The sequence below is a fragment of the Streptomyces ortus genome (genome assembly GCF_026341275.1).
GTDB classification, from domain to species: domain Bacteria; phylum Actinomycetota; class Actinomycetes; order Streptomycetales; family Streptomycetaceae; genus Streptomyces; species Streptomyces ortus.
This window is the reverse complement of sequence record NZ_JAIFZO010000002.1, coordinates 4317064-4333443: the sequence shown is the minus strand read 5'-3', so window position 1 is coordinate 4333443 and position 16380 is coordinate 4317064. Positions and strand designations below refer to the sequence as shown.

14 protein-coding genes are annotated in these 16380 nt (G+C 67.6%); 7 read left to right on the top strand and 7 right to left on the bottom strand.

All coding sequences use genetic code 11. The features are described from left to right. Positions 1 to 68: 68 nt before the first annotated feature. The 3 genes from K3769_RS22460 to K3769_RS22450 form a co-directional block, all read right to left on the bottom strand. A complete protein-coding gene (locus K3769_RS22460; protein ID WP_267028161.1) occupies positions 69 to 1334 on the bottom strand; it encodes an MFS transporter in 1266 nt (421 codons plus the stop codon). 80 nt (positions 1335 to 1414) lie between these two features. Further along, the gene (locus K3769_RS22455) at positions 1415 to 2497 is read right to left on the bottom strand and encodes an inositol-3-phosphate synthase (RefSeq protein ID WP_267028160.1); all 1083 of its coding nucleotides are present in this window, start codon (positions 2495 to 2497) and stop codon (positions 1415 to 1417) included. A 44-nt stretch (positions 2498 to 2541) separates the two neighbouring features. Next, on the bottom strand, positions 2542 to 3225 hold the full coding sequence (locus K3769_RS22450) for a PadR family transcriptional regulator (RefSeq protein ID WP_267028159.1): 684 nt from the start codon (positions 3223 to 3225) through the stop codon (positions 2542 to 2544). 374 nt (positions 3226 to 3599) lie between these two features. Between K3769_RS22450 and K3769_RS22445 the strand changes: the two genes are divergently transcribed. Further along, positions 3600 to 6275 (top strand): transglycosylase domain-containing protein, encoded by a 2676-nt coding sequence (locus K3769_RS22445; RefSeq protein WP_267028158.1) that lies wholly within the window; start codon positions 3600 to 3602, stop codon positions 6273 to 6275. Positions 6276 to 6419: 144 nt separating this feature from the next. Beyond that, entirely contained in the window at positions 6420 to 7940 is a 1521-nt protein-coding gene (locus tag K3769_RS22440) for a glycosyltransferase family 87 protein (protein ID WP_267031496.1), read from the top strand. Between the two features lie 100 nt (positions 7941 to 8040). On the opposite strand, the gene K3769_RS22435 is transcribed toward K3769_RS22440, so the two are convergent. The 3 genes from K3769_RS22435 to K3769_RS22425 form a co-directional block, all read right to left on the bottom strand. Further along, on the bottom strand, positions 8041 to 9072 hold the full coding sequence (locus K3769_RS22435) for an alanine racemase (RefSeq protein ID WP_267028157.1): 1032 nt from the start codon (positions 9070 to 9072) through the stop codon (positions 8041 to 8043). 75 nt (positions 9073 to 9147) lie between these two features. Further along, positions 9148 to 10269 (bottom strand): peptidoglycan bridge formation glycyltransferase FemX, encoded by a 1122-nt coding sequence (gene femX, locus K3769_RS22430; RefSeq protein WP_189771408.1) that lies wholly within the window; start codon positions 10267 to 10269, stop codon positions 9148 to 9150. 156 nt (positions 10270 to 10425) lie between these two features. After that, positions 10426 to 10740 (bottom strand): hypothetical protein, encoded by a 315-nt coding sequence (locus tag K3769_RS22425; protein ID WP_267028156.1) that lies wholly within the window; start codon positions 10738 to 10740, stop codon positions 10426 to 10428. Positions 10741 to 11015: 275 nt separating this feature from the next. Here K3769_RS22425 and rpsF point away from each other — a divergent pair, with 275 nt between their 5' ends. The 4 genes from rpsF to rplI all read left to right on the top strand — a co-directional run bounded on the left by rpsF (position 11016) and on the right by rplI (position 12782). Beyond that, positions 11016 to 11306: a 30S ribosomal protein S6 gene (gene rpsF / locus K3769_RS22420; RefSeq protein ID WP_028804085.1), complete on the top strand. Its 291-nt coding sequence runs from the start codon at positions 11016 to 11018 to the stop codon at positions 11304 to 11306. 72 nt (positions 11307 to 11378) lie between these two features. Continuing rightward, positions 11379 to 12020 (top strand): single-stranded DNA-binding protein, encoded by a 642-nt coding sequence (locus K3769_RS22415; protein ID WP_267028155.1) that lies wholly within the window; start codon positions 11379 to 11381, stop codon positions 12018 to 12020. A gap of 60 nt (positions 12021 to 12080) precedes the next feature. After that, the gene (gene rpsR, locus K3769_RS22410; RefSeq protein ID WP_003949403.1) at positions 12081 to 12317 is read left to right on the top strand and encodes a 30S ribosomal protein S18; all 237 of its coding nucleotides are present in this window, start codon (positions 12081 to 12083) and stop codon (positions 12315 to 12317) included. Between the two features lie 18 nt (positions 12318 to 12335). After that, complete coding sequence (gene rplI / locus K3769_RS22405) at positions 12336 to 12782, top strand: 50S ribosomal protein L9 (RefSeq protein WP_217457141.1); 447 nt, start codon at positions 12336 to 12338, stop codon at positions 12780 to 12782. Positions 12783 to 13027: 245 nt separating this feature from the next. Here the strand turns inward: rplI and K3769_RS22400 are convergent, their stop codons facing one another. Next, positions 13028 to 14365, bottom strand: a complete 1338-nt coding sequence (locus tag K3769_RS22400; protein ID WP_267028154.1) for an MATE family efflux transporter — start codon at positions 14363 to 14365, stop codon at positions 13028 to 13030. Between the two features lie 459 nt (positions 14366 to 14824). On the opposite strand from K3769_RS22400, the gene dnaB reads away from it, so the two are divergent. Further along, positions 14825 to 16306 (top strand): replicative DNA helicase, encoded by a 1482-nt coding sequence (dnaB, locus tag K3769_RS22395; protein ID WP_267028153.1) that lies wholly within the window; start codon positions 14825 to 14827, stop codon positions 16304 to 16306. The last annotated feature ends 74 nt before the right edge of the window (positions 16307 to 16380 follow it).

The window sequence follows — 16380 nt, the reverse complement described above, 5'->3', positions numbered from 1 at the left end:
CACGTAAGCTATCCGGCCCCACTGACAACTCCGTAGCCCGGAGTGCCTCTGTGTCCTTGATGTGACACTTACTGGTGCTCAAAGCGGGCCATAGCCGCAGCAACCGCCCCGTAGATAACGGCCACCGTGACCACAAGCGCCACGGATCGGCCGTCAGAGGGCAGCATCAGGGCGGCTACTCCTGCGGCGCCGACGAAGGCGACGTTGAACAGGACGTCGTACACCGCGAAGATCCGGCCACGGAAGCCGTCCTCGACGGACGACTGGACGACGGTGTCCGTGGCGATCTTCGCGCCCTGGGTGATGAGTCCCAGGACGAAGGCCGCGATCAGGAGGGGGACTTCGGTGAACGACAGGCCGAGGGCCGGTTCCAGGACCGCGGCACACGCCGCGCAGGCGATGATCCAGCCGCCGGGTCCGAACCGGTTCGCGCCCGCCGGAGTCAGTACGGCCGCGGCGAAGAAGCCCGCCCCGGAGATCCCCACGGCCAGGCCGAGCAGGGCGAGCCCGTCGTCGTCGGGGCCGGACGACCAGGCGTACCGGCAGAGCATCAGTACCATGACCGTCAGCGCGCCGTAGCAGAACCGCATCAGGGTCATCGCGGCCAGTGCCCAGGCGGCCTCGCGGCGCGCGGGCTCGGCCAGATGACGCACGCCCGCGACCAGGCCGCGCGCCGTGCCGAGTACGGCCGTCCTCAGCCGGGGCCGCACCGACCGCCGTTCGGGGCCCAGCAGATCCGGGGCCAGTCGCAGTGCGGCGAGCGCGGAGCACACGTACAGGGCCGCTCCCACCAGGACGACCGCCGCGTCGGAGTCGGAGCCCACGAGGCGTACGACGAAGGCGAGGCCGCCGCCGAGGGTCGCGGCGAGTGTGCCGGCCGTGGGCGACAGGGAGTTGGCCATCACCAGGCGCTCGGAGTCGACCACGCGGGGCAGCGCGGCGGACAGGCCCGCGAGCACGAACCGGTTGACGGCGGTCACGCACAGCGCGGAGGCGTAGAAGAGCCAGTCCGGGACACCGCTGAGCATCAGAACGGCCGTAAGGGACGCCAGGAGCGCCCGCAGCAGGTTCCCGTACAGGAAGACCTGGCGGCGTCTCCAGCGGTCCAGGAGGACGCCCGCGAAGGGGCCGACGAGGGAGTACGGGAGGAGCAGGACCGCCATCGCGGAGGCGATCGCGGCGGCCGAGGTCTGCTTCTCCGGCGAGAAGACGACGTAGGTGGCGAGCGCGACCTGGTAGACACCGTCGGCGCCCTGCGACAGCAGCCGGACGGCGAGCAGACGCCGGAAGTTCCTGAAGCGCAGGAGTACGCGCAGGTCACTCACGACAGCCATGGGTCAAAGCCTCGCACAGGCAGAGGGCCCCCGGAGCGATGCCCCCGGGGACCCTCAACAGCCGTGCGTGGAGCGAGCTTTTAGCGCTCGACCTCGCCCTTGATGAACTTCTCGACGTTCGCGTAGGCCTCGTCGTCGAAGTACTGGACCGGCGGGGACTTCATGAAGTAGCTCGACGCGGAGAGGATCGGGCCGCCGATGCCGCGGTCCTTGGCGATCTTCGCGGCGCGCAGGGCGTCGATGATGACACCAGCGGAGTTCGGGGAGTCCCACACCTCCAGCTTGTACTCCAGGTTCAGCGGGACGTCACCGAAGGCGCGGCCCTCAAGGCGGACATACGCCCACTTGCGGTCGTCGAGCCAGGCCACGTAGTCCGAGGGACCGATGTGGACGTTCTTCGCGCCCATGTCACGGTCGGGGATCTGCGAGGTGACGGCCTGCGTCTTCGAGATCTTCTTGGACTCCAGGCGGTCGCGCTCCAGCATGTTCTTGAAGTCCATGTTGCCGCCGACGTTGAGCTGCATGGTGCGCTCAAGACGGACACCGCGGTCCTCGAACAGCTTCGCCATCACGCGGTGCGTGATGGTGGCGCCGACCTGCGACTTGATGTCGTCGCCGACGATCGGGACGCCCGCCTCGGTGAACTTGTCCGCCCACTCCTTGGTGCCGGCGATGAAGACCGGCAGAGCGTTGACGAACGCGACCTTGGCGTCGATGGCGCACTGGGCGTAGAACTTCGCCGCGTCCTCGGAACCGACGGGCAGGTAGCAGATGAGGACGTCCACCTGCTTGTCCCGGAGGACCTGGACGACGTCGACCGGGGTCTCCGTGGACTCCTCGATGGTCTCGCGGTAGTACTTGCCGAGCCCGTCGTGGGTGTGGCCGCGCTGGACCGTGATGCCCTTGTTCGGGACGTCACAGATCTTGATGGTGTTGTTCTCGCTGGCGCCGATGGCGTCCGAGAGGTCGAGGCCGACCTTCTTCGCGTCGACGTCGAAGGCGGCGACGAATTCGACGTCACCGACGTGGTATTCGCCGAACTGGACGTGCATCAGGCCCGGCACCTTGGACGCCGGGTCGGCGTCCTTGTAGTACTCGACGCCCTGAACCAGCGAGGCGGCGCAGTTGCCCACGCCGACGATGGCTACGCGAACCGAACCCATTCCGGTTGCTCCCTGTGTGTACTCGGTGAAGCCCTTGGCGGACTTCACGTGGCAGTGTCGTCGGACGGATCCGGCCCGGGGGTGCCCCCGGGCCGGGGCAGGCCGCCCGACTCCCCAGATGTGTTGTCCTGCTGAGCGGAGACGTCGGGTCCGGGACGCCGATGGTCCCGGCCCGCCCGCTCGCTCTCGATGAGCTCGTTCAGCCAGCGCACTTCGCGCTCCACGGACTCCATTCCGTGGCGCTGGAGCTCAAGCGTGTAGTCGTCGAGTCGCTCCCGGGTGCGTGCCAGCGAGGCGCGCATCTTCTCCAGGCGCTCTTCGAGACGGCTGCGGCGGCCTTCGAGGACCCGCATCCGTACATCCCGTGACGTCTGGCCGAAGAAGGCGAAACGAGCGGCGAAATGCTCGTCCTCGTACGCGTCGGGACCCGTCTGCGAGAGAAGGTCCTCGAAGTGTTCCTTACCTTCGGCCGTCAACCGGTAGACGATCTTGGCGCGACGTCCTGCGAGTGGCGCCGCGAGGGCGTCCTCGGAGGTGTTCCCCGGCTCCTCGATCAACCAGCCGTTGGTGACCAGCGTCTTGAGGCAGGGGTAGAGCGTCCCGTAGCTGAACGCACGGAACACTCCCAGTGACGTATTGAGACGTTTGCGCAGCTCATAGCCGTGCATCGGGGACTCGCGGAGAAGGCCGAGGACGGCGAACTCAAGGATCCCGGAACGCCGGCTCATCGTCGCCTCCTCTCTGCCGCGGCCCTGCCGTGACGGTCTTTATGCCGAGCTGATGTATCGACTCGATACATCAGAACGATAGATCGGTACTCCGCCTGCGACAAGAGGGGGCACGGTGAACGGCGTCACATCACCGATTCGTAGGAAGCAAGTTGCCTGTTTTGGGGTGAACTTCGGTGCTAGGCAGGTTTTGACGGTGCGTAGTCTGTCCGCCATGCAAACCACCGGGAACCGAGTGACGCCTGGGGACGTCCTTGTCCTCGGTGCAGTACGGATGAATGTAAAAACGACCGCATCCGTACTTCGGGGGGACCGGAAACCAGCTGCCGTTTCCAGGTGCGCTCAGGTGCGCCTGCCCGAGGAGTAATCGTTCGATGAGCGAGCACCGTCGCAAATCGCCGCAGCCGCAAGGTGGCGGTCGGGCCGCGGCCCGACGCGGCCAGACCGGCTCGTCCTCCGGCCGCCGTGCGGCACCGCGAGGCGCAACCGAGTCTCCTTCCGATTCATATGACTCGGGGGGTGAGGAACGCCCGTTCGCCAGTCGCGCCGAGGCCCGGCGGGCGGCACAGAGAAACGGCGGCGGCGCCGGTCGACGCAGAGCGGCCGACGGCGCGGGGCAGGGAGGCCGTGGCCGGGGGCGTGGGTCCGTACCGCCGAAGAAGCGGATCATCGACTACCCGCGCGCGGGCAAGTACGGGGCGACCCGCTGGGTGCCGTCCTGGAAGCTGGTGACGGGACTGGTCATCGGCTTCTTCGGCAGCATGATGGCGGTCGCGGGAGTCGCGTACGCGCTGGTGGGCCTGCCGGACGTCGCCAAGACGGCGGAGGCGCAGAACAACGTCTACTACTGGGCCGACGGCACCCAGATGGTCGCCACCGGTGGTGAGACGAACCGGCAGATCATCGACTACTCCCGGATTCCCAAGGAGATGCGCTACGCCGTCATCTCGGCCGAGAACAAGACGTTCGAGAACGACCGGGGCGTCGACCCCATGGGTATCGGCCGGGCGCTGTTCAACATGGCCAAGGGCGGTCAGACCCAGGGCGGCTCCACGATCACCCAGCAGTACGTGAAGAACGCCATGCTGGAGGACCAGTCGCAGACGATCTCCCGTAAGTTCAAGGAGCTCTTCGTCTCGATCAAGGTCGGCGCCAACGTCGACAAAGAAGACATCATGGCCGGCTATCTGAACTCGGCTTACTACGGCCGCGGTGCCTACGGAATCCAGGCCGCCGCGCGTACGTACTTCGACAAGGACGCCGAGGACCTCAACCCGAGCCAGTGCGCCTTCCTGGCGGCGGTGCTCAAGGGCGCCACGTACTACGACCCGGCGGGTGCGGAGTCGATCGACCCGTCGGCCACCCCCGCGGCCAACCGCGAGCGCGCGGAGATCCGCTGGCGCTGGATCCTCGGCGAGATGGTCAAGGACGGGCACCTGGAGGAGTCGGTACGCGCCAAGTACCCCGACTTCCCGAAGCTGCAGAGTCCCCGGTCGAACGCCCAGCTGGGCGGTCAGGTCGGTTATCTGGTCGACCTCGCCAAGGCGTACATCGTCAACAACAGCGAGAAGACCGGGATCACCGAGAAGCAGCTGCGTGACGGCGGCTACGAGATCCACACGACCTTCGACAAGAAGAAGGTCGGCCAGCTCGAAGCCGCGGTGAAGAAGGTCCGCAAGGAGAACATCAAGGAGAAGGAACGGCCGAAGACGGACAAGCACGTCCAGTTCGGCGGAGCCTCGGTGGACCCGGCGACCGGTGCCATCAAGGCCATCTACGGCGGTGTGGACGCGACCAAGCACTTCACCAACAACGCCGACCAGACGGGCGCCCAGGTCGGTTCGACCTTCAAGCCGTTCGTCCTCGCGGCGGCCATGAAGTGGGGCGTGCGCGATCCCGACCTGGAGCCGACCCAGGCCCAGGACGAGCGGATCAAGGTCTCTCCGAAGAGCCTGTACAGCGGCAAGAACAAGCTGAAGATCGAGGACTACGACGGGACGGTCTGGAAGGACAAGGACGAGAAGGAATGGCTGCAGCGGAACGACGGCGACGAGTCGTACAACCCGCCCACCTTCCAGATCGACCTGCGTGAGGCGATGAGGGTCTCCTCGAACTCCGCCTACGTCCAGCTGGGCATGAACGTCGGTCTGGACAAGGTGCGGGAGTCCGCCGTGGACGCCGGCATCAAGGAAGGCAGCCTGGCCAGCGCCAACTTCCCGTCCTTCTCCATCGGCACCTCCGACCCGAGCGCGATCCGCATGGCCGGCGCGTACGCCACCTTCGCGGCGAGCGGCAAGCAGAACGAGCCGTACTCGGTCGACGAGATCACCGACAAGGACGGAACGGTCTTCACGCACGAGAACTCCGCCAAGGCGAAGCAGGCCTTCACGGCGCAGGTCGCCGACAACGTCACCGACGTCCTCAAGACCGTCGTCGACGAGGGCACCGGTACCGCGGCGAAGCTGAGCAACCGGCCGGTGGCGGGCAAGACCGGTACGACCGACGGCAACAAGTCCGCCTGGTTCGTCGGCTACACCCCGCAGCTCTCCACCGCGATCTCCATGTACCGCCTGGACGACGACGAGTCCAACAAGAAGCGCGAGTTCCTGGAGATGTACGGAACGGGTGGCCAGGACAAGATCCACGGCGCCTCGTTCCCGGCCGAGATCTGGCACGACTACATGGAGCAGGCGCTCAAGGGCGCGAAGGTCGAGCAGTTCCCGACGCCCGAGCCCATCGGCGAGGTCGTCAACGACGTCGTGGTCCCGACTCCCACTCCCACTCCCACCGAGACGGAGGAGGAGGAAGAGACCGAGTCGCCGGATCCCACACCGACGAAGAGCGAACAGCCTCCGAGCCCCACCACGAGTGAGTCCTGCGGCGCCTTCGGCTTCGGGTGCGAGGACGACGGCGGGGCCAGCACCGGTGAGACCGACACCGGCGGTACGGACGGCGGCGCGAGTCCCACGAGCTCCGAGTCCACGGAGGAGAACGGCGGGAACAGCAGAGGCAACGGCAACGGAGGCCTGTTCCAGGGGACCTCGGGCTAGCGGGCGGACATTCCTTCGACGCGACGTGGTCGCCGGCTCCGGTCGGCGGCCACTCGCTTTTTGTGGGAGGTTCGGCGCCCCGCCGAGCTCCTGCCGGGCCCGAACCCGCCCGCCCTCGGCGTCTTCCAGGGCACGTACGGCAGGATGTGCGGCATGCCCAGTGCAGAGACCACGCGCGCGAGCGTGCACGAGCCAGATCTGGTGCCGCCGACCAAGGAGGACCCGGTCGCGGCGACCGGCAGTGAACTGTTCGGCGGCCCCCTGGGGCGGCGCGCGCTGACGGGGGTGTCCTGGTGGACTCCCGTCCGGGTCGTCGCACTCGTCGCGATCGGCATGTTCGCCCTCGGCATGGTGCAGAAACTGCCCTGCTACGACGGTGCCTGGTTCTTCGGGGCCAGCTCCCAGTACACGCACGCCTGCTATTCGGACATTCCGCACCTCTACCAGGGGCGGGGCTTCGCCGACGGGCTCGTGCCGTACTTCGACAAGCTCGAAGGCGACATGGAGTACCTCGAATACCCGGTGCTCACCGGCGTGTTCATGGAGGTCGCCTCCTGGCTCACGCCGGGCAGCGGAAGCATCCAGGAGCAGGAGCAGGTCTACTGGATGGTCAACGCCGCGATGCTGATGGCCTGCACGGCCGTCATCGCCGTCTGCGTGGCCCGCACCCACCGGCGGCGTCCCTGGGACGGCCTGCTGGTCGCTCTGGCGCCCGCCTTCGCACTGACCGCCACCATCAACTGGGACCTCCTGGCAGTCGCTCTGACGGCCGCGGCGATGCTGATGTGGTCCCGGAGCCGTCCGCTCGCCTTCGGGGTCCTCCTGGGGCTCGCCACGGCCGCCAAGCTGTATCCCGTGCTGCTGCTGGGACCCCTGTTCGTGCTCTGCTGGCGGGCGGGCAGGTGGCGCGCGTTCGGCACCGCCCTGCTCGGCGCCGCCGGCTCCTGGCTGGTCGTGAACCTTCCGGTCATGCTCCTGGCGCCCGAGGGCTGGTCGAAGTTCTACACGTTCAGCCAGGAACGAGGAGTCGACTTCGGCTCCTTCTGGCTGATCCTGTCCCAGCGCGGTGACACGCCGCTCGACACCGACGCCGTCAACATGTGGGCTTCGGTACTGATGCTGCTGTCCAGCGCGGGCGTCGCGGCTCTCACGCTGGGGGCTCCGCGCCGGCCGCGCTTCGCCCAGCTGGCGTTCCTGATCGTCGCGGCCTTCATCCTCACCAACAAGGTCTATTCGCCGCAGTACGTACTGTGGCTGGTTCCCCTCGCGGTACTGGCCCGCCCGAAGTGGCGGGACTTCCTGATCTGGCAGGCGTGCGAGGTCGCGTACTTCCTCGGGATCTGGATGTACCTCGCCTACACGACCAGCGGCGACGCCCACAAGGGACTGCCCCAGGAGGGCTACCAGCTGGCCATCGCCGTCCATCTCCTGGGGACGCTGTTCCTGTGCGCCGTGATCGTGCGCGACATCCTCATGCCCGAGCGGGACGTGGTGCGCCGCTCCGGGGACGACGATCCGTCGGGCGGAGTGCTGGACGGCGCCCAGGACGCCTTCGTCCTCGGTTCCGCGGCCCGTCCGCCCCGCCACGCGGCGCACTTCGACGGCCCCCACGTGGAGTGGGGCGGCGGCGAGGGCAACGCAGGGAGGGATCCCGGTTCGCTCTGAGCGAACAGGGCCACAGGGGCAGGCACACGAAAGGCCGTACACGGAGTCCGTGTACGGCCTTTCGCCCGTGTGCGGGCCCGGCGCGGGGCGCGCCGCGCGGTCAGCGCTCGACGACGCGGTCGAACTGCGTGGTGGTGTGCCGCAGATGGGCCACCAGTTCCTCGCCGACCTTCGGCTCGGGCGCGTCCGAGGGCACGAAGAGGATCGAGACCTGCATGTGCGGGGGCTCCGCGAACCACCGCTGCTTGCCGCCCCAGACGAACGGCGAGAGGTTCCGGTTGACCGTGGCGAGGCCGGCCCGGGCGACGCCCTTGGCACGGGGCATGACGCCGTGCAGGGCCTTGGGGGCCTCCAGGCCCACCCCGTGCGACGTACCGCCCGCCACGACCACCAGCCAGCCGTCCGAGGCGACCTTCTGCTGCCGGTAGCCGAAACGGTCACCCTTGGCGACCGGCGAGACGTCCAGGACGGCTCCGCGGTACTCGGTCGCGTCATGGTCCCCCAGCCACAGCCGCGTGCCGATACGGGCCCGGAAACGGGTCTGCGGGAACTGCTGCCGCAGCCGGGCGAGCTCGTCGGCCTTGAGATGGCTGACGAACATCGTGTGCAGCGGCAGCCGTGCCGCGCGCAGCCGGTCCATCCAGCCGATGACCTCCTCGACGGCGTCCGAGCCGTCGGTACGGTCCAGGGGCAGGTGGATGGCGAAACCCTCCAGGCGCACGTTCTCGATGGCGGCGTGCAGCTGGGGCAGGTCCCGCTCGCTCACCCCGTGCCGCTTCATGGAGGACATGACCTCGATGACGACACGGGCGCCCACGAGGCCGTAGACCCCGTCGACGGACGAGACGGACCGGATGACACGGTCGGGCAGCGGTACGGGCTCCTCGCCCCGCCTGAACGGCGTCAGCACCAGAAGGTCGCCGCCAAACCAGTCCTTGATCCGCGCCGCCTCGTAGGTCGTGCCGACGGCCAGGACGTCCGAGCCCATGCGGGTGGCCTCGTCGGCCAGCCGCTCGTGGCCGAAGCCGTAGCCGTTGCCCTTGCAGACGGGGACGAGTCCCGGGAACTGCTCGGACACGTGCTTGTGGTGCGCCCGCCAGCGTGCGGTGTCGACGTAGAGCGTGAGCGCCATGGCCGGACCTGGAACCTTTCTCGTGGCAGCGGTGGAGCAGGATGAGTCGGAGGTACGAAGACGAATTCTGGTGCGTCAGCGGCGCGACATGTAGATGTCGAGCGCCTTGTGGAGCAGTTTGTTGAGGGGGAAGTCCCACTCCCCGAGGTATTCGGCCGCCTGCCCGCCCGTACCCACCTTGAACTGGATGAGGCCGAAGAGGTGATCGGTCTCGTCCAGCGAGTCGGAGATGCCGCGCAGGTCGTAGACGGTGGCGCCGAGCGCGTAGGCGTCGCGCAGCATCCGCCACTGCATCGCGTTCGAGGGCCGGACCTCGCGGCCGATGTTGTCGGAGGCGCCGTAGGAGTACCAGACGTGCCCCCCGACGACCAGCATCGTCGCGGCCGACAGGTTCACACCCTCGTGCCGGGCGAAGTAGAGCCGCATGCGGTTGGGGTCCTCGGTGTTGAGGGCCGTCCACATGCGCTGGAAGTACGAGAGCGGCCGGGGCCGGAAATGGTCGCGCAGAGCCGTGATCTCGTAGAGGCGCTGCCACTCCTCCAGATCCTGGTAACCGCCCTGGACGACCTCGACGCCGGCCTTCTCGGCCTTCTTGATGTTGCGCCGCCACAGCTGGTTGAAGCCCTTGTGGACGTCCTCCAGTGACCGGTTCGCCAGCGGCACCTGGTAGACGTAGCGGGGCTGTACGTCGCCGAAGCCGGCCCCGCCGTCCTCGCCCTGCTGCCAGCCCATACGCCGCAGCTTGTCGGCCACCTCGAAGGCGCGCGGCTCGATGAAGTCGGCCTCGATGTCGCGCAGGCGCTTCACGTCCGGGTCCTGGATGCCCCGCTTGATCGACGTGGCCTCCCAGCGCCGGATGATCACCGGCGGGCCCATCTTCACGGAGAAGGCGCCCTGCTGCTTGAGGTGCGCGAGCATCGGATCCAGCCACTCGGTCAGATTCGGCGCGAACCAGTTGATGACCGGGCCCTCGGGCAGATAGGCGAGATAGCGCTTGATCTTGGGCAGCTGGCGGTACAGCACCAGGCCGGCACCGACGATCTCACCGGACCTGTCGTCGAACCATCCGAGGCTCTCGGAGCGCCACTCCGCCTTGACATCTGCCCAGGCGGGGACCTGCATGTGGCTGGCCGCGGGCAGGCTCTGGATGTACGCCAGATGCTGCTCGCGGCTGATGGTCCTCAGGGTCAGGCTCATTCGGGGCGCTCCTCGGCTGGTGTGTCCCCATGGGTACAGGGGCTCCGGCTCTCGCGCCGAAGCCTACTGCGCCCTGCGAGCGCCCCGTCTGGCCGTATGGGTCCCGGGCCCCGACCGGTGTGCGGCCGGGGCCCCGAGACGTGGTCCGGGACGCCGTCAGCCGATGACGCCGCCGAAGAGGCCGCCGTGCGCCATGCCGAGGAGGAAACCGACGGCCGAGGCACCCAGACCCAGGATCAGCGCGAACCGCTCCCGGGTGGTCTCGGAGACGAACTGTCCGTACGCGCCGGTGATGATGCCGATCAGCCCCGCCCAGGAACTGAGCAGATGCAGGTTGTGGAACATCGCGGTGACGAAGGCCGTCACGCCGAGGACCGCCGTCACGGCGAGCAGCGCGTGCTGGAGCGGATGGGGCTTGTGGTCGGTGGCGAAGAGAGAGCCGGCGGTGTTGGGTCGCAACGTCTGTGCCATCTGGCACCTCCTGCGGAAGGTGGCGCATCGTAGCGCCATACACACCCGATGAGTACAGACTGACGGTCACCCGGCCCTGATTTCAACCGGAGGCCGGTGAGCGGGTAGTCTGTAGCGTCTGCACCGGTGTCTGCCCAGGCCATGGCACGGTCCCTCGCTCAGTTCGCTGATCGGCGGTCCGATTGTCCGTGGCCGCCGATACCGTTGCGAACGCATCACAACCCTCCTGCCACGGAACGACCGTGGCCGCTGAGTCCAAAGGAGGTGGGTTACACATGCGTCACTACGAAGTCATGGTCATCCTCGACCCCGATCTCGAAGAGCGTGCTGTCTCGCCGCTGATCGAGAACTTCCTCTCCGTCGTCCGTGAGGCGAACGGAAAGGTCGAGAAGGTCGACACCTGGGGCCGTCGTCGTCTCGCGTACGAGATCAAGAAGAAGCCCGAGGGCATCTACTCGGTCATCGACCTGCAGGCCGAGCCTGCGGTCGTCAAGGAGCTCGACCGCCAGATGAACCTGAACGAGTCGGTCCTCCGGACCAAGGTCCTCCGTCCCGAGACCCACTGAACTTCCCCGTTCAGCGGTGCTTGAGATCCGAGTAGCAGCACACCCGCAGCAAAACCGCCGAGAGGTTCCTCCATGGCAGGCGAGACCGTCATCACCGTCGTCGGAAACCTGACCGACGATCCCGAGCTGCGCTTCACGCCGTCCGGCGCGGCCGTCGCGAACTTCACGATCGCGTCGACGCCTCGGACGTTCGACCGTCAGACCAACGAGTGGAAGGACGGCGACGCGCTGTTCCTCCGTGCGTCGATCTGGCGTCAGGCCGCGGAACACGTCGCCGAATCGCTGACGCGCGGTATGCGCGTCGTCGCTCAGGGACGACTGCGGCAGCGTTCGTACGAGACGCAGCAGGGCGAGAAGCGGACAGTCGTGGAGCTTGAGGTCGACGAGATCGGCCCCTCGCTGCGCTACGCCACCGCCAAGGTCGCCAAGGCCCCTGGTGGTCGTGGTGGCGGCCAGGGTGGCGGCGGCGGCTTCGGGGGCGGCGGCCAGCAGGGCGGCGGCGGCGGTGGCGGCGGCTGGAGTGGAAACTCCGGTGGCGGCCAGCAGCAGGGCGGCGGCGGTGCTCCCGCCGACGACCCCTGGGCGACCGGCGCTCCTGCGGGCGGTGGCAACCAGGGCGGCGGTGGCGGCGGTGGTGGCTGGGGTGGAAACTCCGGCGGCTCCGGCGGTTCCGGCGGTTCCGGCGGCGGCTACTCGGACGAGCCCCCCTTCTAGGCCCAGGGCCGAAGAGGGTGGGCCGTACCCACACTTCTTGATCAAACAGGAGAGACACACATGGCGAAGCCGCCTGTGCGCAAGCCCAAGAAAAAGGTCTGCGCATTCTGCAAGGACAAGGTCACGTACGTGGACTACAAGGACACGAACATGCTGCGGAAGTTCATTTCCGACCGCGGCAAGATCCGTGCCCGCCGCGTGACCGGCAACTGCACTCAGCACCAGCGTGACGTCGCCACGGCAGTGAAGAACAGCCGTGAGATGGCGCTGCTGCCCTACACCTCCACCGCGCGATAAGGGAAGGGTGACCGAAACATGAAGATCATCCTCACCCACGAGGTCTCCGGCCTCGGTGCCGCGGGCGACGTCGTCGACGTCAAGGACGGCTACGCTCGCAACTACCTGATCCCGCGGAACTTTGCCATCCGCTGGACCAAGGGCGGCGAGAAGGACGTCGAGCAGATCCGTCGTGCTCGCAAGATCCACGAGATCGCGACGATCGAGCAGGCCAACGAGATCAAGGCGCGCCTTGAGGGCGTCAAGGTCCGCCTGGCCGTCCGCTCCGGCGACGCCGGCCGTCTCTTCGGCTCCGTCACCCCGGCCGACGTCGCCTCGGCGATCAAGGCGTCCGGTGGCCCCGAGGTCGACAAGCGCCGCATCGAGCTGGGCTCGCCGATCAAGACGCTGGGCGCTCACGAGACGTCCGTGCGTCTGCACCCCGAGGTGGCCGCCAAGGTCAACATCGAGGTTGTCGCAGCCTGATCGCTGCGCTCAGCAGAGCTGAGAGAAGGGCCGCACCCCGCGTGGGTGCGGCCCTTCTTGCTGTTCGCATTTGGCCGACGCCGACGCCGACGCCGACGCCGACGCCGACGCCGACTGGGCGGGCTCCGGGTTTCCGTGTTGATGCGCGGGTTGTTTCACGTGAAACGGCGGCGGCTGGTTTCACGTGAAACATGGGCACTTCTATTTCACGTGCAGCACGGGTTCCTCCGTTTCACGTGAAACAGTCAGCGCGTGGCGCCTGTGACGATCCAGCGGCCCGAGCGGGTGCGCAGCCAGAGGGTCAGCATGCGGACGGTCATCATGAGGGTCATCGCTCCCCAGACGGCGGTGAGACCGCCACCGAGGGTGGGAATGAGCAGCGCCACCGGAGCGAAGACCGCCAGGACCAGCAGCATGGCCCGCGCGAGGTAGGGGCCGTCCCCCGCGCCCATCAGTACGCCGTCCAGGACATAAACGATGCCGCAGATCGGCTGGGAGAGCGCCACCATGAGCAGAGCGGGCAGCGCGATGTCATGGACGGCGGAGTCGCTGGTGAACAGCGGGAGGAACAGGGGGCGGCAGGCGATGACCAGGCCGCCGAGTACGACTCCGACGGCGATGCCCCACTCGACCATGCGTCGGCAGGCCTCACGGGCTCCCTGGGTGTCGCCCGCACCGAGATAGCGGCCGATGATGGCCTGGCCCGCGATGGCGATGGCGTCGAGTGCGAAGGCGAGCAGGCTCCACAGGGACAGGATGATCTGGTGGGCCGCGATGTCGGCGTCTCCGAGCCGAGCGGCGACGGCGGTGGCGATCATCAGAACCGCTCGCAGGGAGAGGGTGCGGACAAGCAGCGGCGCACCGGCCTGGGCGCAGGCGCGTATCCCGGCGGCGTCGGGCCGCAGGGAAGCCCCGTGCTTGCGCGCACCGCGGACCACCACGAAGAGGTAGGCGGCGGCCATCCCGAACTGGGCGATGACGGTGCCCCAGGCGGATCCGGCGATGCCGAGGTCCGCGCCGTAGACGAGGCCCGCGTTCAGGACCGCGTTGGCGATGAAGCCGGCGATGGCGACGTAGAGCGGTGTCCTGGTGTCCTGCAGACCCCGCAGCACACCGGTGGCGGCGAGGACGACGAGCATCGCGGGGATGCCGAGCGCCGAGATGCGCAGATACGTGACGGCGTAGGGCGCGGCGGTGTCCGAGGTCCCGAAGAGTTCCACCAGGGCGGGTGCCGTGGGCACGAAGACGGCGATGACAGCGATCCCGAGCAGCGTGGCGAGCCAGATGCCGTCCATCCCCTGGCGGATGGCCGCCGGAAGGTCGCCCGCCCCGACCCGTCGGGCGACAGCGGCCGTGGTGGCGTACGCGAGGAAGACGAAGATGCTGACGGCCGTGGTGAGAAGAGCGGAGGCGACTCCGAGGCCGGCGAGTTGAGCGGTGCCGAGATGGCCGACGATGGCGGTGTCGGCCATGAGAAAAAGAGGCTCGGCGATGAGCGCGCCGAAGGCCGGTACGGCCAGCGCGACGATCTCTCGGTCATGCCGTCGCCGAGTGGCCTTGGGGGCCTGTGGAGCCTGTGTCATGCACATCAATCTAATCTTCCACAGGTAAGAGATGCAACTGTGCAGCAACCCTTACTGGCAAACTCGTGCGACCTGCCGTTGCACGCCATTCGCATCGATCTTGGCCCGAGTCGGAAAGTTTTTCTTCTGCACAGCCGGTGGATGGGATACGTGCAGGTCAGGGCTGGTGTGGAAAACGGGCTGAGTGCTTGTTCACAGGCCTGTCCACCGGCTCGTGCACAGGTTTTACGGAGTTCTCCACAGCATCGGGGCCGTCGTCCACATGGCCTGTGGATAACCAGATTGGCTGACGGTGCCTGCGGGCCTACCGTGGTGCGGCACCCTCTCCCTCCTCCGTCCTCGGAAACCTCGCAAAACCGACGCGTCAGAACCGGAGTTGGGCGTCTTATTTGTCAGTGTCGTGCCGTAGGAATAGAGGGCACGGCGAGGTCCGCTCGGCGGACGGGAGGAGGTGGCCCGGTGAGTATTTCCGAGCCCTTGGACGACCCGTGGGCCGACAGCGGTCCCAGTGATCGTCTGCCCGCCTCCCGACAGCGCCGCGACGGTGGCGGCCGAGGCAGGGAGGACCAGCACGACCGCGGTTCGGACAGCGGTGGCTGGGACGGCGGGGGATCGTCCTTCGAGCGAGTGCCCCCACAGGACCTGGACGCCGAGCAGTCCGTCCTCGGCGGCATGCTGCTCTCGAAGGACGCGATCGCCGACGTGGTCGAGGTGCTCAAGGGTCACGACTTCTACCGGCCCGCGCACGAGACCGTTTACGGCGCGATCCTCGACCTCTACGCCAAGGGTGAGCCGGCCGACCCGATCACGGTCGCCGCCGAACTGACCAAGCGCGGCGAGATCACCAAGGTCGGCGGCGCGTCGTATCTGCACACCCTGGTCCAGACGGTCCCGACGGCGGCCAATGCCGAGTACTACGCGGAGATCGTCCACGAGCGTGCGGTCCTGCGCCGACTGGTCGAGGCGGGTACGCGCATCACGCAGATGGGTTACGCGGCCGACGGCGACGTGGACGAGATCGTCAACAGCGCCCAGGCCGAGATCTACGCGGTCACCGAGCAGCGCACGACCGAGGACTACCTGCCGCTCGGCGACATCATGGAGGGCGCGCTCGACGAGATCGAGGCGATCGGTTCGCGCTCCGGCGAGATGACCGGTGTGCCGACCGGCTTCACCGACCTCGACCAGCTGACGAACGGTCTGCATCCCGGTCAGATGATCATCATCGCGGCCCGTCCCGCGATGGGTAAGTCGACGCTGGCACTGGACTTCGCCAGAGCCTGCTCGATCAAGCACAACATGCCGAGCGTGATCTTCTCGCTCGAAATGGGCCGCAACGAGATCGCCATGCGTCTGCTGTCCGCCGAGGCGCGGGTGGCTCTGCACCACATGCGTTCCGGCACGATGACGGACGAGGACTGGACCCGGCTCGCCCGCCGGATGCCGGACGTCTCGGCTGCTCCCCTCTACATCGACGACTCCCCGAACCTGTCGATGATGGAGATCCGGGCCAAGTGCCGCCGCCTCAAGCAGCGTGCCGACCTGAAGCTCGTCATCATCGACTATCTGCAGCTGATGCAGTCGGGCGGCAAGGGGCGCTCCGAGAGCAGGCAGCAGGAAGTCTCGGACATGTCGCGAAATCTGAAGCTGCTGGCCAAGGAGCTGGAGCTGCCCGTCATCGCGCTGTCCCAGCTGAATCGTGGCCCCGAGCAGCGCACGGACAAGAAGCCGATGGTCTCCGACCTCCGTGAATCCGGTTCCATCGAGCAGGACGCGGACATGGTGATCCTGTTGCACCGGGAGGACGCCTACGAGAAGGAGTCGCCGCGCGCGGGCGAGGCCGACATCATCGTGGGCAAGCACCGTAACGGCCCGACGGCCACCATCACGGTCGCCTTCCAGGGCCACTACTCCCGCTTCGTGGACATGGCACAGACCTGATCTCCGCCTGTGCCGGGTCAAGGGCAGCCTCTACAACACCTTCGGTAGTAAACACGACCTGTTCGAGCGGGCGC